Origin of the sequence: Geomonas subterranea (assembly GCF_019063845.1) — a bacterium.
Lineage (GTDB): Bacteria > Desulfobacterota > Desulfuromonadia > Geobacterales > Geobacteraceae > Geomonas > Geomonas subterranea.
In genome coordinates, this window is the sequence record NZ_CP077683.1 from 2,252,603 (window position 1) to 2,273,043 (window position 20,441).

The 20,441-nt window shown below is 56.7% G+C and carries 21 protein-coding genes; 7 read left to right on the plus strand and 14 right to left on the minus strand.

The annotated features are described in order from the left end of the window. Positions 1-56: 56 nt before the first annotated feature. From KP001_RS09700 to KP001_RS09715, 4 genes are all read right to left on the minus strand, one after another. On the minus strand, positions 57-779 hold the full coding sequence (locus KP001_RS09700; protein WP_217289310.1) for a YkgJ family cysteine cluster protein: 723 nt from the start codon (positions 777-779) through the stop codon (positions 57-59). 423 nt (positions 780-1,202) lie between these two features. After that, positions 1,203-1,751 (minus strand): flavodoxin family protein, encoded by a 549-nt coding sequence (locus KP001_RS09705; RefSeq protein WP_217289311.1) that lies wholly within the window; start codon positions 1,749-1,751, stop codon positions 1,203-1,205. Positions 1,752-1,781: 30 nt separating this feature from the next. Beyond that, the gene (gene dmpI / locus KP001_RS09710) at positions 1,782-1,976 is read right to left on the minus strand and encodes a 4-oxalocrotonate tautomerase DmpI (RefSeq protein ID WP_217289312.1); all 195 of its coding nucleotides are present in this window, start codon (positions 1,974-1,976) and stop codon (positions 1,782-1,784) included. Between the two features lie 83 nt (positions 1,977-2,059). Beyond that, positions 2,060-2,620 carry a TetR/AcrR family transcriptional regulator gene (locus KP001_RS09715; RefSeq protein ID WP_217289313.1) on the minus strand — a complete coding sequence of 187 codons (561 nt, stop codon included), beginning with the start codon at positions 2,618-2,620 and terminating at the stop codon, positions 2,060-2,062. Positions 2,621-2,896: 276 nt separating this feature from the next. Here KP001_RS09715 and KP001_RS09720 point away from each other — a divergent pair, with 276 nt between their 5' ends. From KP001_RS09720 to KP001_RS09730, 3 genes are all read left to right on the plus strand, one after another. Further along, positions 2,897-3,340 carry a MarR family winged helix-turn-helix transcriptional regulator gene (locus KP001_RS09720; RefSeq protein ID WP_217289314.1) on the plus strand — a complete coding sequence of 148 codons (444 nt, stop codon included), beginning with the start codon at positions 2,897-2,899 and terminating at the stop codon, positions 3,338-3,340. A gap of 132 nt (positions 3,341-3,472) precedes the next feature. Beyond that, complete coding sequence (locus tag KP001_RS09725; RefSeq protein ID WP_217289315.1) at positions 3,473-3,871, plus strand: cupin domain-containing protein; 399 nt, start codon at positions 3,473-3,475, stop codon at positions 3,869-3,871. 288 nt (positions 3,872-4,159) lie between these two features. After that, positions 4,160-4,480 carry a hypothetical protein gene (locus KP001_RS09730; protein WP_217289316.1) on the plus strand — a complete coding sequence of 107 codons (321 nt, stop codon included), beginning with the start codon at positions 4,160-4,162 and terminating at the stop codon, positions 4,478-4,480. A gap of 23 nt (positions 4,481-4,503) precedes the next feature. Here KP001_RS09730 and KP001_RS09735 read toward each other — a convergent pair whose 3' ends face one another. From KP001_RS09735 to KP001_RS09745, 3 genes are all read right to left on the minus strand, one after another. Then, positions 4,504-7,671, minus strand: coding sequence for a PocR ligand-binding domain-containing protein (locus tag KP001_RS09735; RefSeq protein ID WP_217289317.1), 3,168 nt, complete (start codon positions 7,669-7,671; stop codon positions 4,504-4,506). Between the two features lie 268 nt (positions 7,672-7,939). Next, positions 7,940-10,609: a putative bifunctional diguanylate cyclase/phosphodiesterase gene (locus tag KP001_RS09740; RefSeq protein WP_217289318.1), complete on the minus strand. Its 2,670-nt coding sequence runs from the start codon at positions 10,607-10,609 to the stop codon at positions 7,940-7,942. A gap of 456 nt (positions 10,610-11,065) precedes the next feature. Continuing rightward, a complete protein-coding gene (locus tag KP001_RS09745; protein WP_217289319.1) occupies positions 11,066-11,560 on the minus strand; it encodes a cytochrome P460 family protein in 495 nt (164 codons plus the stop codon). 365 nt (positions 11,561-11,925) lie between these two features. Between KP001_RS09745 and KP001_RS09750 the strand changes: the two genes are divergently transcribed. Continuing rightward, positions 11,926-12,843 carry a YceI family protein gene (locus tag KP001_RS09750; RefSeq protein WP_217289320.1) on the plus strand — a complete coding sequence of 306 codons (918 nt, stop codon included), beginning with the start codon at positions 11,926-11,928 and terminating at the stop codon, positions 12,841-12,843. A 165-nt stretch (positions 12,844-13,008) separates the two neighbouring features. Here KP001_RS09750 and KP001_RS09755 read toward each other — a convergent pair whose 3' ends face one another. Next, entirely contained in the window at positions 13,009-13,605 is a 597-nt protein-coding gene (locus KP001_RS09755; protein ID WP_217289321.1) for a hypothetical protein, read from the minus strand. 26 nt (positions 13,606-13,631) lie between these two features. Continuing rightward, positions 13,632-14,180 (minus strand): helix-turn-helix transcriptional regulator, encoded by a 549-nt coding sequence (locus tag KP001_RS09760; RefSeq protein ID WP_239027961.1) that lies wholly within the window; start codon positions 14,178-14,180, stop codon positions 13,632-13,634. Positions 14,181-14,422: 242 nt separating this feature from the next. On the opposite strand from KP001_RS09760, the gene KP001_RS09765 reads away from it, so the two are divergent. Next, positions 14,423-14,794 carry a hypothetical protein gene (locus KP001_RS09765; RefSeq protein ID WP_217289322.1) on the plus strand — a complete coding sequence of 124 codons (372 nt, stop codon included), beginning with the start codon at positions 14,423-14,425 and terminating at the stop codon, positions 14,792-14,794. A gap of 244 nt (positions 14,795-15,038) precedes the next feature. Here the strand turns inward: KP001_RS09765 and KP001_RS09770 are convergent, their stop codons facing one another. The 3 genes from KP001_RS09770 to KP001_RS09780 all read right to left on the minus strand — a co-directional run bounded on the left by KP001_RS09770 (position 15,039) and on the right by KP001_RS09780 (position 17,037). Further along, positions 15,039-15,713, minus strand: a complete 675-nt coding sequence (locus KP001_RS09770) for a hypothetical protein (RefSeq protein ID WP_217289323.1) — start codon at positions 15,711-15,713, stop codon at positions 15,039-15,041. Positions 15,714-15,959: 246 nt separating this feature from the next. Beyond that, a complete protein-coding gene (locus KP001_RS09775; protein WP_217289324.1) occupies positions 15,960-16,223 on the minus strand; it encodes a hypothetical protein in 264 nt (87 codons plus the stop codon). 217 nt (positions 16,224-16,440) lie between these two features. Beyond that, positions 16,441-17,037: a LysE family translocator gene (locus tag KP001_RS09780; protein ID WP_217289588.1), complete on the minus strand. Its 597-nt coding sequence runs from the start codon at positions 17,035-17,037 to the stop codon at positions 16,441-16,443. Positions 17,038-17,323: 286 nt separating this feature from the next. On the opposite strand from KP001_RS09780, the gene KP001_RS22395 reads away from it, so the two are divergent. Next, positions 17,324-17,458, plus strand: a complete 135-nt coding sequence (locus KP001_RS22395) for a YrrC family ATP-dependent DNA helicase (protein ID WP_496198574.1) — start codon at positions 17,324-17,326, stop codon at positions 17,456-17,458. A gap of 80 nt (positions 17,459-17,538) precedes the next feature. Continuing rightward, the gene (locus tag KP001_RS09785; RefSeq protein WP_217289325.1) at positions 17,539-18,054 is read left to right on the plus strand and encodes a hypothetical protein; all 516 of its coding nucleotides are present in this window, start codon (positions 17,539-17,541) and stop codon (positions 18,052-18,054) included. A gap of 170 nt (positions 18,055-18,224) precedes the next feature. On the opposite strand, the gene KP001_RS09790 is transcribed toward KP001_RS09785, so the two are convergent. Together KP001_RS09790 and KP001_RS09795 are read right to left on the minus strand one after the other, a co-directional pair. Continuing rightward, on the minus strand, positions 18,225-19,175 hold the full coding sequence (locus tag KP001_RS09790; RefSeq protein ID WP_217289326.1) for a hypothetical protein: 951 nt from the start codon (positions 19,173-19,175) through the stop codon (positions 18,225-18,227). 12 nt (positions 19,176-19,187) lie between these two features. Beyond that, positions 19,188-20,426, minus strand: coding sequence for an MBL fold metallo-hydrolase (locus tag KP001_RS09795; protein WP_217289327.1), 1,239 nt, complete (start codon positions 20,424-20,426; stop codon positions 19,188-19,190). Between the last annotated feature and the right edge of the window lie 15 nt (positions 20,427-20,441).

Sequence of the window (20,441 nt, forward strand, 5' to 3'; positions counted from 1 at the left end):
CCACGACAGGCGGACGGCGCCAGTTGAAGCCGCCCCGCCAGCAGCAATATCCCCGGCTACGAAACGTTCACCAGCAGCGGATGATCGAACCCCGCCTCCCGGATCGCCGAAACCGCGCCGTCGCGTCCCTGCAGAGCGGCCCCGGCCAGATCGTGATTGTGGCACAGGTGAACCAGCACCCCGAGGTTCCCGTAAAGGGCGAACCCCAACAAGCTCCGCATCAGCTGCGCCCCCGCCTCCTCCAACTCCTTCCCGCTTTCCTGCAGCGCGGCGACGTAGTGGCTCGGGAACGAAACGACCTTCCGGTCGAGGCCGGCCAGAAAGGCGTCCCGGTCCGCCGGAGCGATCTTGGAGAAATCGGCACCGCACCACGCACTTTCACGGGTTGAGATGAGCGAACGGCAGGTCAGCGGGCGGACGGGATAAACGCCGCAGGCCCCGTCGTCGTTCAGAAGAGGACAAAACCCCATGTTATCCCGGTGCAGGCGCAGGTAGTGCGGCAGCTCCGCTACCCCCTGCACCATCTCCCGCAACTTCAGAGCGTAGGCCTCCACCTCCCGCGCCTGTTCCGCCCCCATCTGCCGGGCGATGGCCAGAGCCTCGGCGAACCCGGTGTGCACCGCGAGCCTGCAGCAGTTGCTGCATCCCTTGCCGCAGTGAATGGTTCCGCCACCTAAGCGGTAGTCATCGCCCCAGGAGCGGACGAACATCTCCAGGAACATTTGTTGTTGCTTCGCCTGGTCGAGCAGTTGCTTCAAAGTCTCGCTTCCTTCAGTCATAGCGTCCCTTTGTTTTCGCCATTTCTGGCAGGTTCATTTCAGGTTGCCTTCCTCAGGCGAGCCTTCCCCGGAGGGGGTGGAGCGTGGAGGGGGCTGGACTTGGACCGTCCCTTTACCCATGTCACTGACAAAGCGTCGGCGCCGTCATGGTCCCGGGTCGGGCACCGCCGCACTGCATGTGAGCAAATAGCATATCGGGCAACATAGGGCAAGCAGGAGCTGGAGGAAAGGGTTGAAAGAAGAAAGGGCGCCCGTTGCCGGCGCCCTTCATGTTGGTTCGCATGTCCCAAAGCAATCCCCCCTTAAGCAATCCCCCCCTCCCTTGACGGGAGGGGGCCGGGGGGTGGGTGAAGCCGCAAGCTGTGGAACTGATGGCGGTGAGGCTAGCAACAACAGGGGGAGTTTCCAGGCGGCACATCTGGATCAGGCAATCCCCCTGCCCAATGCCTCAGCCTGTTTCAGCCCGTCCGTCTTCAACACATCATCCTTGTCATGCAGTCCCGGCACGATGAGCGTGCCACTGTCCTGCCATCCCAGGAACTCCGCGATCAGCTGGTACGACTTCACGATCCCGTCGAACTTCCGTAGCTCCTTGTCCCCGCCGCTCACCAGCAGCAGGCACTCCTTGATCTTCAGCGGCCTGTTGCCGACGAAGAAGGAGTAGATCTTGTCGATGGCCGGCTTCAACTGCGCCGGGAACGAGAACCAGTAAAGCGGGGTGGCCAGTACCAGGACATCGGCCTGCTCCAGAAGCGGAGCCAGTTCGGCGAAATCGTCCGGGATGGAACAGGCCGTGCCCTTGCTGAAGCAGGTCTTGCAGTCTATGCACCCCTTGATGTTTTTGTCCGCCGTCCTGAACCTCACCACGGTATGACCCGCCTGCTCCGCCCCGCAGGTAAAGGCTTCGGCCAGTTTGTCGGTGTTGCCCCCTTTCCTGGGGCTCCCGGTCAACACGAGAATGTTCTTCGACATGTACATCTCCCTCCTGAGAAAGTGAAATTTCTACTGACGCGCTTTGATGTCGGCGACGGTTTCACCGCCAAGACCGAGGTTCTGGTAGGGCTGCTCGTGAATAACCGTTACGAAAGCCGCTGCGGGAATCGCGGTGACCTCGGCAGCCGTTTCCGTCAGCCGCCGGATCAGCGTCCTTTTCATTTCCGTTTCCATGGTGCCACCTTCAAATACGATAACTGGCATGTCGCCCTCCTGATTAGTTGACCGGTTGGTCTATTCGTTGCGCAAAAAAATCCGGTGGCAGCCGCCCCGGATGACGTGGTTCGTTACTTCGCCCCGAGGAGTTGTAATGCGCCGGCCGAAAGGTCGTGCAGCAGTTCGGGGTCGTTGTGGATGCGGGAGTTGGCAAGGGTCCCTTCGAAATAGTTGAACAGCCAGCGCGCCGCCGCGGAAGGATTGCTGACGCAGATCTGCCCCTGGGCGTGCGCCTCCAGGACAGCCGATTCGAAGTAGCGGAAGTAATTTTGCAGGACGCTTCCCGCCTTTTGTGCGATGGCCGCGTCGAGGTTGGCCGCTTCGGTACCGATCTCGAAATAGGGGCAGCCGCAGACACATCCCTTTTCCTCTTTGGTCTGAAGCTGGTGCCGGTAGACCTTGTCGAAGTAGGTGGTGAGCCGCTTGAGCGGCGGGACAGTCGGGGAGAAGATGGCGTCCATCTCCGACTTGTACTCTTCCCAGTGGGACTGGAGCGCCTCCGCCGCCAGTTCGGCCTTGGACTTGAAGAAGTGGTAGAAGCTCCCCTTCTTCACCACGGCCCGTTCGCAGATGGCATCGACGCCGACCGAGCTGTAGCTCTGTTCCCAGATCAGGTCCAGCGTCGCCGCCAACAGACGTTCTCTTGCATCGCTCGTTCTTCCCATGCCGCCCAAAATAGTTGACCGATCAGTCAAAGTCAAGGTTAAAATGGCCGGTTCCGGCCGGCTGCCGGGAAATATCAGCATCGATGCCGAGTCAGTACCTGAAGATGCGACGCGGAAGTAGTGGACGCAATTTCCACAATAGGAAAACCGCGGCGACACCGCGCGAGAATCGGATCTGATCGATGGCGGAGTCGCCAAATTTTCTCTTGACAAAAAGTTCGTGGCCGAACTATTGTCTCAAACATGGCGAGAAACTACACACCACGCGACATCATCGACCTGGTTGCGAGAATCCGCGAAGCGGCCAATTTGCTGATCGAAAGAGAACTGCTGGCTCGCGGCCTGGCTGGAGTTGTTCCGGCTCACGGCCTGGTGTTTGCCTTCCTTTTTCGCCAGAACGAGCCAGTCCCCATCAAGGCGCTCGTCCAGCAGTCCGGCAGAGTCAAGTCCACGGTCACGGGAATGGTCAACACCCTGGAAAAGCACGGTTATATCTATAAACAGGATTGCAGCGGAGACGGGCGTTCCACCCTTATCGGCCTCACCGAAAAGGGAAAGGCAATTCGCAAGGACTTCGAGGAGATCTCAACCCTCTTAGGGGAACAGGTTTACGGGGACATGCCACAGGATGATCGCCAGCATGTTGTAGAGTTGCTGACGGTGATCGAGCAAAACCTGAACCGGTAAATTTTTTTGCCCAATTAGTTCGCCCACGAACTTTTTAATTCAAGGGTAGTAGCACGACCAATCGGCTAATCATTTTGGCGGTGACACCTCGTCACCCGGGTTGGACCAAACAACACGAAAAGGAGCAGAAAAATGGAAAGAATCGGAGATAACTTCAAGGTAGTTTCGGCCGGTAGCATCGAGGAACTTGGACGAGTGACGCTGCATGAGCAACTGTCGCTCACAGGTTCGGAAATATCCGTCAACGAACTGCCAGCGGGTGTCACTGTGCCGTTTGTTCACGCACACAGACAGAACGAAGAGGTCTACATCATCCTGAATGGCAAAGGTACCTTTTATGTCGATGGAGACGAGTTCGCCGTCGAAGCTGGAGACGTCGTGCGCATCGATCCGGCCGGCGCAAGATGCATCACCGCCTCCCCGGAAGACTCCATCAGGTTCATCTGCATTCAGACCGCGGCGAACAGCCTTGTGCAATTCACGCAGGATGACGGCGTTCCGGTCGAGGTCAAACCGTCCTGGTTCAAGTAGGATTTGAGCGAGTTGCACAGATGAAAAACCGGCGAGGGGATCATGCGCAACAGGATCTTCTCAGCCGTTTGCGGCATATCATTGTTCCTTCCGACCTGCTACGCGGCGGCAACGCCTGCGTGGCAGGTCCCGGGAAGGAGTACCAGTTCACCCAAAAGTAGACGCCCCGGACATGCGCGATTTTTCCGACCACTGATCGCACGGCTCCTCCCGGTTGCGGAAGTGCTGACGCCTGCTAACATTGGCCGAGGTTCACATTCGAGGTTGTTTCGCTACGGGAGAGACGCCATGAAAAAAGTAGCTCTGTCGATGTTTCTGCTGCTGATTTCGCACGGACCTGCGCGTGCCGAGGACTGCGACTGTCAGCCCTTCGAGTACCAGCAACTGATGGCCCTGCCCGTGGGGGAGATCCAGGCAAAAATCGAGCAGTATGAAAGGCTTAAGGAGAGGTATATTCACGGCGGCTCGACGTACTGTTATTACACCTGCGTCACCGCATACGAGCAGCTCCGCGACGCCAAGGTGGCGAAGGAGAGGTCAATGACAAGGGGCCGTGCCGCAGGGCGCGCAGCTGAGGAGGACGTCTTGCAAAGAGAGCCGTCCCGCTGAAGCGTCCCCCCCCTCCCCCACCCTCAGTGGTCCAGGATTTCCCTGACTTTGCGCAGAAGTTCCATCGGCTGCACCGGTTTCATGATCAGCTCGATACCCTCTTCCGACACCCCTCTGTTCTGGATGAAGTCCGCAGTGTACCCGCTCGAATACAGCACCTTCACCCCCGGCTGCAGCAGCGAGATCTCCTCGTAGGCCTCCTTGCCGTTCTTTTTCGGCATGATCATGTCCATGAGGATCATGGCCACCTCTTCCCTGTTTGCGGCAAACTGCTCGACGACATCCTGCCCGTCCACCGCCTCGATTACCCGGTAACCGTACTGGCCAAGGACCGACACCACCAGCTCGCGGACTCCGGCATCGTCCTCGGCCAGCAGGATGGTCTCGCTCCCCCCCACCGGAGCCTGCAGTTGCACGGACTTGGCATCCGCATCGCCCGGTCCGGCCTCCTGCACCGGCAGGTAGATCCTGAAGGTGGTCCCATGCCCGGGCTCGCTGTAGACGTTGATGATCCCGCTATGCTGCTTGACGATGCCGTAGACGATCGCCATGCCGAGACCGGTCCCCTTGCCGATCTCCTTCGTGGTATAGAACGGCTCGAAGATCCTATTGCGGGTCTCTTCGTCCATGCCGCTGCCGCTGTCCGACACGGTTATCACGGCGTAGCTTCCCGATTCGGCCCGCCCTGACTCGTGGTCAAAGGGGGACTCCACCGCCTGCAGCCCCGTCTCGATGGTCAGCAGTCCCCCCTTGGGCATGGAATCGCGGGCGTTGGTCGCCAGGTTGATCAGCACCTGCTCGAGTTGCCCCACGTCGGCGTGCACGATGAGCTGGTCTCCGTAGGTGACCGTCTTCAGGTGGATGTCCTCCCCGATGACCCTGAGGATGAATTTCCTGAAGTTTTCGATGACCTCGTTCAGGTCCACAGGTTCCAGGTTGATGACCTGCTTGCGGCTGAACGCCAGCAACCCCTTGGTAAGTTGCGCCGCCCGCTCGGAGGATGACAGGATGTGATCCACCCATTCCTGCTCCTTGCTGCTGAGGCTGTCGTTCATCATGAGCATGTTTCCGTAGCCGGTGATCACCTGCAGGATGTTGTTGAAGTCGTGGGCGACGCCGCCGGCCAGTTGTCCTACTGCTTCCATCTTCTGCGACTGCCGGAGCTGCTCTTCGAGATGGATGCGCTCGGCGAGCATTCTGGAGACCTTGATCGAGGTGAAACTGAGCGTGGAAACCATCTTGGTGAGCTCTGCGTAGAATTTCATCCCCGCGTCAGCCGCTTCCCTGGTGAAACGGGGCACCCGGTCCAGCGCGGCCAGGTACTGCGTCTCGTCGAACCCGTAGCGCCTGGCCTGCTCGCGGAAAAGCTCCACGTCGGGCGGATCGTCCTCGTAGAAGAACTGCCCGATGAAGACGTTGCCGACATGCCTCCCCCCCACCTCGATAGGGGTCACCATGTCCCACATGTTGTTCTTGCAGCGATACAGCCTGTAGGTCCCAATGGGCACCCCCCTGGAAAGGACAGTGTCGCTTTCCAGGCAGTTCTTGCACGCCTCGGGATGGACCCGGTGGAACTTGGTGCAGATATCCTGCCACCCGACCGCAACCAGCACCTTGCCGGAGACGTCGAGGACCGCCCCCAGCATCCCGGTGATCCTGTAGAAATCCTCCAGCATGGACTGGAGCATGTCGCAGTCTATGATATCCGAGAGTTCCAGGGTGCCGACGTCCCCTTCCGGTTCCAGGATCGCCTTCAGTTTGTGCCGGACGGTCTCCTCGCTCTGCTTGAGAGCCACCTCGGCCCTCCTGCGTTCCTCGATCTCCTCTTCCAGCATCGCGGTCTGCTCCTCGAGAAGCGCGGTCTGCTCCTGCAGCGACTCCTGGGCGATCTCCCGCTCCTCGAGCTGCTCTTCGAGCTCGACACTCTTCTTCTTCAGCTCGTCCTCGAGATGCTTCAGTTCCGTGATGTCGGTGGAAATGCCGCAAATGCCGTATATGGCGCCCTGTTCGTCCCTAAGCGGGAGCTTGACCGTCCAATAGCTGCGCGGCAGCTCGCCCTCGGCCGCCAGGTTGGTCTCTTCCCTTTTGACCGTGAGCCCCTCCTCGAGCACCGGACGGTCGCTGACGATGATCTCCCGGACCGATTCCGGAGAGAAGAACGCGGCGTCGGTCTTCCCCACGATCTGGTCTTCGGGTTGGCCGAACAGCTCGCAGACCTTGCGGTTCGCGTAACTGTAGCGGTACTGGGTGTCCTTTATGAAGATGTAGGCGCCGACGTTGTCGAGGATGGTGTCCAGGCGCAGCTTGCTTTCGCGCAAAGCGGCCTCGGACGCTTCGCGTTCGCGGCTGCGCCTGTATAAGAAGTAGATGGCGAGGCACGCCACCAGGAGCACGAAGGGAAGCAGGTACTTCAACATGTCCCGGAAGGTCGGCTCCTTGGCTTCGTAGACGCCGAACCACTTCTGGTACAGCTTGTCGTAGTCGCCGTCCGCCTTGGTCAGGGCCAGCCCCTCGTTCAGCGCGGCGAGGAGGTCCGAATCCCCCTTGTGCACGCCGAAGGTGAACTTCTGTGCGTACCCCGCCCTGGCTTCCAGGGGCCGCACGTTGTCGATGCGTAGCTCCCGCAGTGTCTGGAGTCCGGCCAGCTTGCTGAGGAGCATGGCGTCGTGCTTGCCCGAGGCAAGGAGCGTGAGCCCTTCACGGGCGTCGTTGACCAGCACCAGTTGTTTTTGCCATCCCCTGGAGATGGCGTACTCGTGGGCCAGGTCCGATTTGAACACGATGATGGACTTTCCCGCCAGGTCCGCCTCGGAGCTGATGCGGGAGTCTCCCTTGCGCACGAAGATGGCGCCGTTGACGGTAACGTGGGGGACGCTGAAATCGGTGTAGCGATGCCGCTCCTCCGAGGTGGCGATGTTGACCAGGACGTCGACCTTGCCCTCCTTGAACTCCTGGAGCAGTTCGCCCCACGGCCTGACCCTCATGGTGTATTTGAGTCCCGCCTCCTGGGCGACCTCTTTCCAGAGTTCCACGGCAAAGCCGCCGGCGGTATCGTCGGTGCTGCCGGTGGAGAAGGGAGGAAAATTCTCCTCGCTTCCTACCACGAGCGTTTTCTGAAGGTGATCGGCGGCCGGTGCCGGTGCAACGGAAGCGATGAGAAGAGAAACGATGAGGATCAGACGTTTGAGCATTCCCGGTCCCTTGGTCGATGTGAAGCTTGGGATGAACACATTCGCTGTCACAGGAACTGACATAAGCTGCAGTGCGTCAATTAATGAAAGACCAAGATAAGATAACAGAGAAAGCGAACTCGTAAAGTGAGTTCGCTTTTCCTGATGAGAAATAAGGTGGGTTTAGACAGGGATGCAGGGGATAACAGGGATACAAGGGATGAAAGGGATGGGGATGACAGGGATGTATGGATAAAGGGGATGCACGTCAAAGCAAAACGATTCTGTTTTACCCCAAAGCGCTTTGCCTTTCATCCCTCTCATCCATTTCATCCCCTTCATCCTTGTTATTGCTTTCATCCCCTTCATCCTTGTTATCCCTGTTAGTGGCTTCTATTCCCTTTCCCCCGAGGTGCGGCGAGGGGCACCCCAGGTGGAAGCCCTGGGCGTAATCGATGCCGACGCTCCTCACCGCCTCCAGGATCTCCTCCGACTCGATGTACTCGGCGATGGTGCTGATGTTGAACTCCTGTGCGAGGATGGCGAGTGTTTTCACGAAAGCCATATCCTTGTAGTCGTTCAGCATGTTCCTCACGAAGACCCCCTCGATCTTCACGAAATCGATGGGGAACTGCCGTATGTACTGGAAGGAGGAGAAGCCCGAACCGAAATCATCGATGGCGAACTTGAACCCCTGGGACTTCAGCTCGTAGACGAATTTCTCCAAAAGCGTCAGGTTTTTCACCGTTTCCCGCTCGGTAAGCTCGAACACCACCCTGCTGCGGTCGATGCGGTACCTGTCCGCGAGACCGATGATGTTGGGCAGGAACTCGTTGATGATCATCGACTTCGGGGACAGGTTCACGAAAAGGTTCCCCTGGTACCCCTGCTCCTCGACCATGGCGAAGGCCTTCTCCAGCAGTATCGCGTCCAGCCTTCCCACGATGCCAAGACTCTCGGCGGTTTCAATGAAGTCGCCGGCCGCGATCACCTCCCCGTTCATCTCGATGCGGCAGAGCACCTCGCAACACTCAGGCTTGCCCGGTCCCAGCGAGACGATGGGCTGGAAATACGGCATCACCCTGCGCGCGTCTACCGCCTCCTGCACCATCCTTGCCTTCGCCCCCACCATCCTGAACACCTCGACCACGTCCTCGGCGGTCGGGATGCTGACACGGTTTTTCCCTTCCCCTTTGGCCTTGTAGGTCATGTTGTCCGCGAACAGGAAGAGGTCCTTTTCCGTCACCGCGTGCAGCGGGAACATGGCGAGCCCGATGGATGCAGTGGCCCGCGCCTTGGCCGCGTCCGGCGTGGTGACGTGGAGGTCCTCGGTGATGTTCCGGATCCTCGCCGCCACCAGCGCGGCCTGCTCCTCGTCCGACTCGGGGAGAAGGATCACGAACTCGTCGCCGCCGTAGCGGGCGAAGATGTCCCCCTTGCGCAGGGCCTGCTGGACCGCGGTCGCGAAGGCGGCGAGATAGCGGTCGCCGGTGGCGTGCCCCCAGGTGTCGTTTATGTGCTTGAAGTTGTCCAGGTCGATCACGAGCAGCGCGAAGCTGTAGCCGTGCCGGTCGGCCCGTCCGATCTCGTATGAGATCAGCTCCCAGAACACCCGCTGGTTGAAGAGGTTCGTCAGGGGATCGCGCGTTGCGTAGTATTCGAGATCCTTCGTGTATTTGTGGATCGCCTTGATGGAGCCGATGACGTTCAAAAGCGTGGTAAGGACGCTGTCGATCACGAGGCACCGGGTCGAATTCCATGCCGACTCCGACTGGACCCCGATCCCCACCACCCCGCCGATCTGCGGGGAATCGAGGATGAGCGACTTGGTCTGCAACTCCAGGTCCCCGTGCTCCAGGGCGAGCGGTGTATGGTCGGAGGCGATGTTGTGGATCACCTGCAGGGCCGGGCTCTGCGCCAGGCGGGCGTTTTCGCTGCGAATCTTGCGCAGCACCTCCTGCTCGACCCGCTTTTTGGTCTCCTCGCTTGGGTGCGAGCGCCAGAATATCTCTATGTCGTAGAGCTCCTCGCCGACCTGGAAGATGCAGAACAGCATGTAGGCATCCACCACCTGGTTGATCTCGAGGAGGAGGCTCGCCACGTGCTCCTTCCAGTCCCGGATCACCTCCGACGTGATGATGAACTTCTCCAGCATCTGGATCTCAAGCTCCAGGATCTCCTTGTCCACCGACACAGCCCGTATCTTCTCGACGAGCTTCGAGACCTCCCCGAAGATCCGGTCCAGCTCCGTGAACCCCGGCGCCACGTTTGAGAACTCCACCCGGGTCAGGTCGCGGATGCTGTTAACCTGGATGACCTTGTCGCCGAGCTCGTTGATGGCGGGGACCACCCGCGCGTTCACCAGGCGTGCGATGAACAGGGCCATCAGTACCGGGATGGGCGAAAGCAAGAGGAAGAGGAAAAAGAGTTTCTGCCGGGCCTGCCGCAGCATCGGCGCGATGTCGTGTCTGACCTTGAGCGCCCCGAGAAGAGTTCCGGTGCGGGCGTTGCCGTGACACTGCAGGCAGTCCTGGGTGGCAAAAAGCGGGAAGATCGTTTCGATCAGTCGCCCCTCCCTGCGCTCGAGTACCGTGCCGCTTGTGAAGACCTTTTCCACCCCCCGGTCCCGGGGAAGCTCCACCCGTCCGTAAAGCGCCTCCACCACCGGGGTCCGATACAGTTCCACCGAGTGGCTCCCCAGCATCCCCGACCGGATTGGTGTGTTGTAGATACTAAGGAGTTCCTGCCGGGTGGTCCCCTTACCCATCAGCAAGGGGATCGAGTGGTGTAACTGCTGCGCCTGGTCGTAAGCGAGTCTCGTTGCCGCGTTTTTAACGGTGTCGAGGTAAACCAGCGAAGAGATGGCGAGAACGGAAGCGAAGCTGATGAAAGAAACGGTGAGGGATGATGCCAGGATGAACACTCTCAGGGAGAGCCGGAACCGGCCTGTGGCTTTCACCCGGGGCCCGGAGTTTTCCCGTGACACATGTTCCGACTTGTCTACGCTGATGCAGTTTGTATTTTCCACTTCAAATAGGACCTTTTTTGTCTTTTTAGAAAGTGAAAGGTTTATATCACGCGCATCATCTCATAGCAAGAAATTCCTATATTCATGAATCATGTTAAGGCGATATCAGTTGATTCTGAGTGATTTCATCGAACTCCGGGAGGTTTTGGACGGCATTTATATGCAAATCGCCGCACCTCCCCCGGCGTCCCCCGCTTTGCGAAGGTTCTTCCGAAGACCGGGTACGCATCGATTTGTTTGCCCGCGAAGTGCAGCAGTAGCACTCACGTCCCCCCCTTTGCGAAGGGGGACAGGGGGGATTTGCCTTGCGGCAATGCAAGCAAGGCGATGCACGACACCCCGCGCCCCCCCTGTGCGAAGGGGGGACAGGGAGGATTTGCCTTTGTTTCAAGGCACTTTCACCAACTTTGTAAAGAGATAGTCATTCCCCGCCACCGGCGTATGACACCCGAAGCACTCTGCGACGAAGCTGCTGTCCTTGCCGTAAGGCTGCAACTGGTTGCCGACGAAACGTGCGAAGCCCCATCCTCCCGTGTCCTTGTATTTCCTGGCGTCCTTCACCATGAACTCCACCTGCACGAACGCCCCCGGTTCGCTCGCCACCGGAAACGACGGGTGTTTCTCCGCCTTCCAGGCGACCTTCGCAAGAACGCTGCCGTCCGGAAGCGGTTTGGTTCCGGCACGCAAGGCCGCAACCGCAGTGTCGTTTCCGGTGATGATCCGGATCTGCCCCTTGTCCTCGCGGTAGGAGGGGGCGATCACTTTCCAGGACAGGTAGTCCGAATACAGGGCGATGCCGTTGGGAGCGACCGGCCGGTCTGCAGCGGCCACCGAACCGGCTACCGACAGTGCTGCGACACAGGCAAGAAACTTTTTCCTCATAGCGTCCTCCTTCATGCAAGATGATCTGAGTGCACCTGACACAGGAGATCAGTTGGGCCGGACCCGGCAGACACAGTCGACCTGGAAACAATAGCAAAGAGAACGAATACGTAAAGGAGCTGGGTTTCTAAATCATCGCGCATACGGCATAACGCCCACGACATATCAGGAAGCGAAGCCACGCACATGCATGAGAAATCTGGAGTTCCTTTGGGCATGTCTTTGCGCCTTTGCGTTGAGCCTTTGACTGTCACGCAGTTGTGGCCCGCTCGGAACTTGAGCGTTATTACCGGCAAAATGCTAAAATAAAAGGAAGCATTCGCACCTGAAGTCATTGCAGTTGGATTACAAGGGGGATGAAGACCATGAAGACGACCACTTGTGCACAACTGAAGGAACTGCTCGCCTCCGGCGCCCTCGTCATCGACGTCATGACGCCCGAGGATTACGCGGCCTGCCATGTGGCAGGCGCACATAACGCCTGCATCTACGAGATGGTATTCCTGGACCGCATCGCGGAACTGGTCCCCGAGCGGAACACCGAGCTGATCCTGTACGACGCGACCGGGAGCAGGCTCACCGCCGAGGTGGCGCGGGACCGCTTGATCCAGGCGGGATATCACAATGTTTCCGTGTTGGAAGGAGGACTCGCCGGTCTGAAAGCGGCCGGCCTTCCCGTCGAGACCGGCATGCAACCCCCTGCCGACGCGGCGGTCGCAGACGGCAGCTACGCCATCGACACCGAAAAGAGCACACTGGAGTGGATCGGGCGCAACCTGAACAACCGCCACCACGGTACCGTCGCCGTGCACAGTGGCGAACTGGTCATGCGTGACGGCAGACTCACTGCCGGGTTCATCGTGCTGGACATGAGCAGCATCGAAAACCGCGACCTGCAGGACCCGTACTGGCGCGATCTCCTGGTCAGGCACCTGAAGTCCGAAGACTTCTTCGCCGTCGAGCGCTTTCCCACCGCCACGTTCCGGTTCACCCGCTGGGAGCCCGAAAGTACCGAATTTTCCGAGGCGTCCGAAGGGACCGTGTTCGGCGAGCTCACCATCAGGGGCGTTACCCGTCACATCGGTTTTCCCGCCGTAGTGGCCCCCCAGCAGGACGGCAGTGTCAAGGCCCATGCCCACTTCGACATCGACCGGACCCTTTGGGACGCCGGCTACGGCTCGGGAAAGCTCTTCGAGCGCCTCGGCATGCATCTCGTGCACGACCTGGTCACGCTGGAGCTGTTCATCCTGGCGGTTAAGAATGATACGGGAGGGAAGGAATAGCGTAGAGAGCAGTCAGGACGGTTGGAAAGAATTTCAACTGTCTCCGGGACCGGAAGCCAGTATTGTTGTTGCCCGCGAAGCTATGCACGACATCTAACGTCCCCCCCTTTGCGAAGGGGGGACAGGGGGGATTTGCCTTGGCAAAATCAGCGCAATATTGACCTGTTACTGCGCGTCACTAGGATCGCTGAACGAGGCATCCGCTTCGTCCCCCCGACCCCCATTGCAGCTGCACAGCTTGCAGCCGCCCGCATCGGCGCAGGGGCGATGAACCACGTTGTACAGCACGAACAGAAGGGTCCCCATGAACACAGCGGCAAGGAGGTTGGTAACTCCCAGGAGTTCCTCTGCCTGGAACACGCGCCCCGCTATCGACACCCCGCGCACGTCCGAGGCGGCGGCGGCGAGATTTCCCAGCCCGAAGTAGACGAAAGCGCCGATGGTTACCATCGTGCAGGCGTTCAATGCCTTGGTCTTCATGTAAAGGCAGGAGAAGACGGCGCGGTGCTCGGCCAGGCAGATGAAGGCACCGGTGGCGATGGAAAAACCGGCGCTGGGAAGAACGAGGTATTGGACCAGTTCGATGGTTGACTGGTTGAGGACGGCCGCCTCGATCCTTTGGGAAGAGGTCGTGTAGATGTGGAGCAGGTAGAGAAGAGAGGCACCGCTTCCCGCCAGGATGGCAGACGAAAGCATGTGGGCCTGTTTGAGGGCCGCGCGCATGGCGGTGTACAGTGGCGTGTACAGTGGCAAAGAACGCATCATGGCATCCTTGAATGCCGTCGACCTCACTCCGCGTCTCGACGGCTGCAAAACCGCAGGCCCGATCGGGGCCCCATGGACTTCGATTCGTCGCGTACGGGAATTGCCTGGATGCGTCGGAAGGTGCAGGTTCCCTCTCGCCCTGCCGAAAGCGTATACACTATTACCTCTAATAAGTAAACAACAAAGGCTCCGAGCCGGGAGGTGCAAATCCCGGCCGGAGCCTTTGACGCTTTTGCAGCGGCCGCCCTTCCATGTCTTCTCTTCTTTAGCGTGGGCGGCGGCCGGGAGCACTCCTTCCAGGGGTGCCATTCCGGTGATTTTCTGAATTGAGAGGAAGACTGTCCGAACATCTGCTTGAAGACGCGGGAGAAGGCCTCGGGACTCTCGAAGCCAGCATCTAGGGCGATATCGATGATCCGCTCCTCGCGTCTGTAGCAGAGCCGGTACGAGGCGTGCTTCAGCCGCATCTGCCGGATGAAGGCGAAGACCCCCATCCCGGTGTAGAGCGTGAACTGCCGGTGGAAGTGGAATTTCGAGAAATGCGCCACCCGGCTCAGTCCCTCGGCCGTCAACGGCTCGTCCAGTGCCGCTCGATGTACCGAATGACCCTGTCGAAGCGTTGCGCGTATGCCTGTGCCTTGTCCATGTGCCTACCGTCCCCTCTCGATTCGCAGGTGATCCTACCCGGAGAGTCGGAGAGAAATCCTGACCGGAATTGCTCAATGCGGCGAATATAGCACTCGTCGCTTCTTTTTGGCGCGCGAACTTCAATTTCCGGGTTTCAAAAGGGAATTTGAGGAGATGTGCGCGACTTTTGGAAGATGAAACGTCGCGGCGGAGCGTTGTCGCATTTTTTTGGTGCGAGAACTTCGATTTTAATGTTCCAAAAAATATTTTTGGAAGTTGTGCACGGCTTTTTGAAGTTAAAACGCCGCAACCGAGAGCTGTCGCGTTTTTTTCGTGCGAGAACTTCGATTTTAATGTTCTAGAAAATATTTTTGGTAGTTGTGCACGATTTTTTGAAGTTGAAACGCCGCGCCCGAGCGTTGTCGCATTTTTTTTGTGCAAGAACTTCGATTTTAATGTTCTAGAAAATATTTTTGGAAGTTGTGCACGATTTTTTGAAGTTGAAACGCCACGCCCGAGAGTTGTCGCTTTTTTTTTTGTGCGAGAACTTCGATTTTAATGTCTTGAAGAATATTTTGTGAAGCTATGCACGACTTTTCGAAGTGGAAACCGGGCGATAAACTCGAGGTCCCGTCTTTGCGAAGGAGTCGGAGAACTTGGCCGCAGTTGGCCAGGAAGTGATGCAGGAGAACTCGAGTTCCTCCCTTTGCGAGGGGGGACAAGGGGGATTTGCTTTTTGGAAGGACAAGCAGCTTCGGTCTGCCGCAAGCCGGCAGACCGAAGTGGGGAATCGGGAAAGATAATTACAACACGATAATCGAAACTGCCTGTGACCACGGCCCAGGCCCCTCCGGCCCATCGGTCCTCATCCTGACGTAGTACCTGTTGGCCGGCTCGAGGTTCTTGAGGATGATCTTGGCGCAACTGGCGTGGTGTCCTCCAGGGTTGTACCAGCTCGCCTCAGAAGTCGGTTCACCTTTACAGAGATTGATCAGGTACGGCCCGCCCCCCCGAACGTGACTGCCCTGGACGAGAATCCATCCCGTTTCCCCTTTCACATGTTTCACGTCGAGACGGATCTCCACATTTTGCCGGGAGGAGTGCGCCTTGCGGGAACTCTTGTGGGCGGTTTCCTTGGGCGGCAGCTTGATGGTGTGGAGGATGCTGGGGTCCCTCCGGTGGATCGCGATGGTCTTCATGTAACTGACCGAGCCCAGGACGTCGAGCTCGCATAATTCCCGCACTCTCTGGCGCTGTTCCCTGAACAGGACGTCTCCCCTGTCGGCCCCGGCGCTCAGTTCCTTCATGGCCAGCACATGCTCCCTCAACGTCTGCCCGCAACAGACGTGTGTGGGCCGGTTTTCGTTGTAGAGCGAACTGGCATCCAGTGCATCGGCGAGATCAGTAACGGTGACGAACAACTGGGGGAAAGTCTGCTTTCGGAGATTGGTATCGACTGAATCGTACTCCTCGACCATAGTAGCCTCCTGAACAAAAAATTAGTTTTGTCCAATATAGCAAAGGCTGTAACCTCGTCAAGCGCCGAAAATTCTTTCCTCATCATCCGGCCTCCCGCGCTCCGGGCGGGAGGGGGAGGCTCATGAACATGAAAAGGCTCCAGCCGCCGTTTTTCAACGGGCGAGGCTGAAGCCTTTTTTGCAGAGGTCGTGATCGCCGGTTCCCTTCCCACCTGGGAGTACGCCCGGATCCTCATTCCGTTTAGGTCACTGGCGGTATTTATACGTACTACCGTCAACCCTTATCACGGCTGATATCTTGATATTGCAATGATTCTCAATTTCTTGAATTTGTTCGATTGCGTAGTCACCTATTGCGTCCTGCACCTCTTCAATTTTGAAAAACAGGCTCAAGCCATCATCAAATTCTTCATTAGTTACACCATTAGACCATTCTATGAACCTTGAGCGCTCGGCAGGTGATAGCTTCGTTGCCAAGATGCTAGTAAGAATTGATTTGCTACCTGCCATGTCGTCCCCCTTCAAAAGTGTATTCAACCCGCCAAGCAGGGCTTCAGCACCCTCAGAATAGTATATCTCTAGTGCGGCCAGTCGACCAGTTGCACAGCAGCCCCCGACAGCCAATCCATGAGTCATGAGGGGACATTGCTGAGGTTTGGATATTTGAGCAAAGGGGTTGTGCCTGCAGAAATGTCATTCCGAGCGCTCCCATATCGAATAGGGGCGGCTACCGCAACAGCAATACCGCCCCTAGGAGAAGCAGCACTCCTCCGGAGCATTTTTCGATCCAGGGCGCGTGGCGGTCGAGGCGGCATCTTACCTTTTCGCTCCCCGCCAACCGCGCTATCGACAGATCCCAGAAGAAGACTGCGAGAACCATCCATACGCCGTAACAGGCCTGGAACGCCTGCGGCGTATCGCGGCTCACGATCACGGTGAAGAGGCTGAGATAAAAGACTGCATTTTTCGGGTTGAGGATGGCCGAGAGAAAGCCGGCTGTGAACAGCCTGCGGCGGCAGGTAGCGGTGCGTTCCGCCTCAATCGTAAGCGGTGAGCGGACCGGGCCTTGCGACGGCTTCAGCAGCATGAGCCCCAGGTAAAGCAGGTAGAGGGCACCGGCAGTCCTGAGGGAGGTGAACAGCAGCGGGGTTTGCTTGAGGCACGCGAACCCGGTGAGGGCAAGGAAGATATAGGCGCCATTTGCCGCGGCGATGCCGGCACAGAGCCCCGCTGCCCGGGCAGCCCCCTCCCTGACCGAAGTCCCCACGATGAGGAAAAAGTCTGGCCCCGGACTGATGAGGGCAACGAAATGCGCCGTTGCCAGCGCTGCGAATTCGACAAGATATTGGACACGCTGCCTCCCGAACTTTTTGGAGCGAGGCTAGGGACCGAGGGGTACGTTGTTGTTATATTGACATTTGATAGTGTCGAAATTAGGACAAAAGTGAAGATATTAACAACGGCCCCTCGGTGCTAGGTCGGAACTGGCGGTCCAACCTTGCTTACCTACACCAATTCATGGTATCTCCTCAGGGACCATCCATCTCCAACTCCGTGGATCTAATCTGAATGAAAGGACCTTATAACAGGGAGATCAACCGACTGAGCTACTGTCCAGCTCCGTAGAACGAGTTACCTTCCACAGCGGCGAGACTGGTTTTTGCGTGCCACGTGTGAAGGTAAAGGGGGAGCGCGACCTCGTGACCGTGATCGGTGCTGCTGCGTCGATCACTGCCGGTGAATAAGTCGAAACCCATGGGATGCAGTTCAAGTCGCATCACCTGAAGGTAGTTCCACCGACTACCAGCCAGAATTAGAGGCAAATATGAATGATGATGAGCGAACAAAATTCTCTGAACTATATGCTACCAATTCAATTCCGACAGGTTTATACACAGAGCACGATGCTTGGATTCAGAAGCATCAAATGCTCCTGCAAAACATAAAAGCCCGTTTGCCTGATTTGAAGCATTTCGCAGAAGCTGATTACACAAGCATGAGAGATGATAGAGTTTACCGTTTTTACCATCACTCCTTCAAGGTCTATGGGTTGCAATCTATTACCGAGGAAATGGTTTTACTTCTCCGGAAACTAGCTCCAGAAGGCGTTGAACTTAACAATGAGGACTTCCTCAAGATAATTAATGATGGTACTTGTCTCGTATGGGAAAGGAGTCAAAATTTAGCATGGACGAAACACACTCGACCGATTCTTGAGGCATTCTTTCATGCCGAGTTTATGATACGCATTGCGATAAAATATGGCACCGAGTGTGACAAAGCCCCCACTCCTCTACCTTCAGACTGGGCCATGTTGCTTTACCTGTACGGGATACGTTGACTATTTCAAAACAATACCATGCGTTGGAAGGTCGGGTGGCTACAAAAAAACGTGAAATTCAGGAGGAACATAAACGATCTCAATCAAAATCAGACCGTGCATCTCCAGCCACTCTCAACGTCGATAGGTTGGTGATATTCTAATGTCGTCAAACGAATCCTTTGGTATTTTCAAATGGGTAGCAGTTCGACCGTTAGAGGGGCTTTTGTGTAATGGGCAACGTGCAGGTTGATCACATCGCCGCCAATTTCCAGCGAGTTTTGTTCCTTGAACTTTCGGAACTTTTCCTCAAAGAGCCTCCGATTTCGATCATTTGATATGCTGACTGCCACCACACTCTCGATAGTCAGGTGTTTTGGAACACTGCATCCAAATCCAATAACGTTCTTGTACCAAAAGTCACCAGCGGCTGGAGTGCGTAGCATCTTCAAAAGTGTCACAGCATATATATACGCTTGGTCGATTGCATGAGCGGTGGTCTTTGGACGCTTCAGTTCCCAAACCGAAATCTTGGTCCCTCCGCCAGTGCCACGCCTAGCAAGTATGTCGATGTTCCCATTGCTAAGCTTAGGAAGTCCGCTGTGCCCCGAGATCGGAAGTGGAAACTGGAAAGGGAATCCTGCCATCATCACAGGTTGAATATGCTTGAAGGTCCCGTGAAACTTGCCGCTCGTCGGATCTTCCATGTGCCGCAGGAACTCAGACTCTATGTGGTGCTCTTCGCTTTTTAGCTTGTCGAAATACCTTGTTGGATCGAGTTCTCTGAATGCCCTTCTGAACTCTCTTGCTTCTGGGCCGGCCCAGTCAACCTTGCCGCAGAAGTTTATCCCAAAACGATCAGAGTTTATACCAGCAGTTTTTGGGGAAACCTTTAAGGACGGGCCAGCATCTTCAACGGTTAAAGTAGCCACTTCTTGGCCAAGATAACGAAGGGAAAACGGGATTTTCGAAGATGTGGCGGTTGTGTATGATAGGTAAACCCTGAGTGGCTGCCACTCGCGGAATGACTTTTTGTGCTCAGTGATTTTTGGAATCGCTTGTTCGAGTTGAACAGCCCATTTTATTGCTTTTGTAGCCGCACCACGTTCCCACACTTCTTCAATCTGTTCGAGTAATGTCAAGATAGTTTCTCCTTAGATTACGAATTTAATTCCATCAGTCTGTATGTTCACGTTCTGGAAACTATGTGAGAATCTGTCATTAACTTCAGTATGCACTGGCACCAACATCTTCGGATTTAACGCCTCAGCGAACCGCTGAAGATCTTCCACCGTCGCATGTCCGCTGGTATGAGCATAAATGAAGTTGATCACCGGATCATTCTGGTATGCAGCCATCTCTTCGGCTCCATAGTACTCTCCATTCGGCGACTTCAAGTATCCGAGCCACTGGGAATAGACGACGTTGACTGGGTTTACTCCACGGTACTTGTCGATGATCCCAAATGAAGACATCTTGCCGAGGTACAAGAAGTCAGCTGGGGACGCCGCCAACTCCTCCTTTGTTATTCGATGCTGGTAGACTCGTCTGCGAAAATCCCCAAAGAAGTCTGGGCGTTCCTTCAACTTCTCATCATGGCTGTAGGATGCATACACCCGAACCTGCTCCCACTCCATGTTAGGTGTACTGCCAGACACCAGTTTGAGCTGCTCCAGAACCCACGCGGTGTAGATGTCAATCACCAAAGTCTTCTGAGCGCGGAGGCAAGCACGGTAGGCCGAGACGATGCGGTCGATGTTCTGGGATGAAGAGATGAGAAACGAGATGTTTTCCTGTTGTCGAATTGTTTCAAAAATTTTCTCTTCCACATCGGTCTCTGTCGGGAACTCACTATTGTCACGCTGCATCATGGTCCCCTCCATGAACAGTAGATCGATGTCCTTGGGATGGGTCTTCAGCATGCTATCGAACAGCTTCGACTTCCTACCGTGCGCCCTGAAATCCCCACTGTAGAAAACTTTTTTCCCTTCAGCCGCGATAAGGAAGCCGTAGGCATCGACTGCTGAATGATCGACCAGATATGGGGTGATGGTAAAGTCGCCGACGTGGAAAGGTTGCCAGCTTTTGAAATGCCGGAAGTCGTTTGTGTGGAGATCCCTCCCTAGCAGCACGCGAGTGGCGTCAATCAACTTCTTTCCTAGTTCCCCGATATACACTGGAATGCCCGGTGACAGGAGGTCGATCAGGCCGAAATGGTCCTGATGGGGGTGACTGAGCAGGACAGCATCGGGATTCATGCTTGATACATCAATGGTCTTGCTAAGATTGGAGAGAGGTTGGCCAAGATCGAGAAGGATGGTTGTCTTTTCTGTAGAAAGCTGGATACAGGTTCCACCGATTTCGTTACTACCTCTGTGAATCAAGACTTTCATAGCAGTCCCTGTCAA

Coding starts and splice junctions, on each gene's coding strand:
- KP001_RS09785 (WP_217289325.1), top strand. CDS start 17,539: ATGAATGATGATGAGCGAACAAAATTCTCTGAACTATATGCTACCAAT.
- KP001_RS09705 (WP_217289311.1), bottom strand. CDS start 1,751: ATGTCGAAGAACATTCTCGTGTTGACCGGGAGCCCCAGGAAAGGGGGC.
- KP001_RS09750 (WP_217289320.1), top strand. CDS start 11,926: ATGAAGACGACCACTTGTGCACAACTGAAGGAACTGCTCGCCTCCGGC.
- KP001_RS09745 (WP_217289319.1), bottom strand. CDS start 11,560: ATGAGGAAAAAGTTTCTTGCCTGTGTCGCAGCACTGTCGGTAGCCGGT.
- dmpI (WP_217289312.1), bottom strand. CDS start 1,976: ATGCCAGTTATCGTATTTGAAGGTGGCACCATGGAAACGGAAATGAAA.
- KP001_RS09795 (WP_217289327.1), bottom strand. CDS start 20,426: ATGAAAGTCTTGATTCACAGAGGTAGTAACGAAATCGGTGGAACCTGT.
- KP001_RS09755 (WP_217289321.1), bottom strand. CDS start 13,605: ATGCGTTCTTTGCCACTGTACACGCCACTGTACACCGCCATGCGCGCG.
- KP001_RS09720 (WP_217289314.1), top strand. CDS start 2,897: ATGGCGAGAAACTACACACCACGCGACATCATCGACCTGGTTGCGAGA.
- KP001_RS09725 (WP_217289315.1), top strand. CDS start 3,473: ATGGAAAGAATCGGAGATAACTTCAAGGTAGTTTCGGCCGGTAGCATC.
- KP001_RS09770 (WP_217289323.1), bottom strand. CDS start 15,713: ATGGTCGAGGAGTACGATTCAGTCGATACCAATCTCCGAAAGCAGACT.
- KP001_RS09700 (WP_217289310.1), bottom strand. CDS start 779: ATGACTGAAGGAAGCGAGACTTTGAAGCAACTGCTCGACCAGGCGAAG.
- KP001_RS09735 (WP_217289317.1), bottom strand. CDS start 7,671: ATGCTCAAACGTCTGATCCTCATCGTTTCTCTTCTCATCGCTTCCGTT.
- KP001_RS09730 (WP_217289316.1), top strand. CDS start 4,160: ATGAAAAAAGTAGCTCTGTCGATGTTTCTGCTGCTGATTTCGCACGGA.
- KP001_RS09775 (WP_217289324.1), bottom strand. CDS start 16,223: ATGGCAGGTAGCAAATCAATTCTTACTAGCATCTTGGCAACGAAGCTA.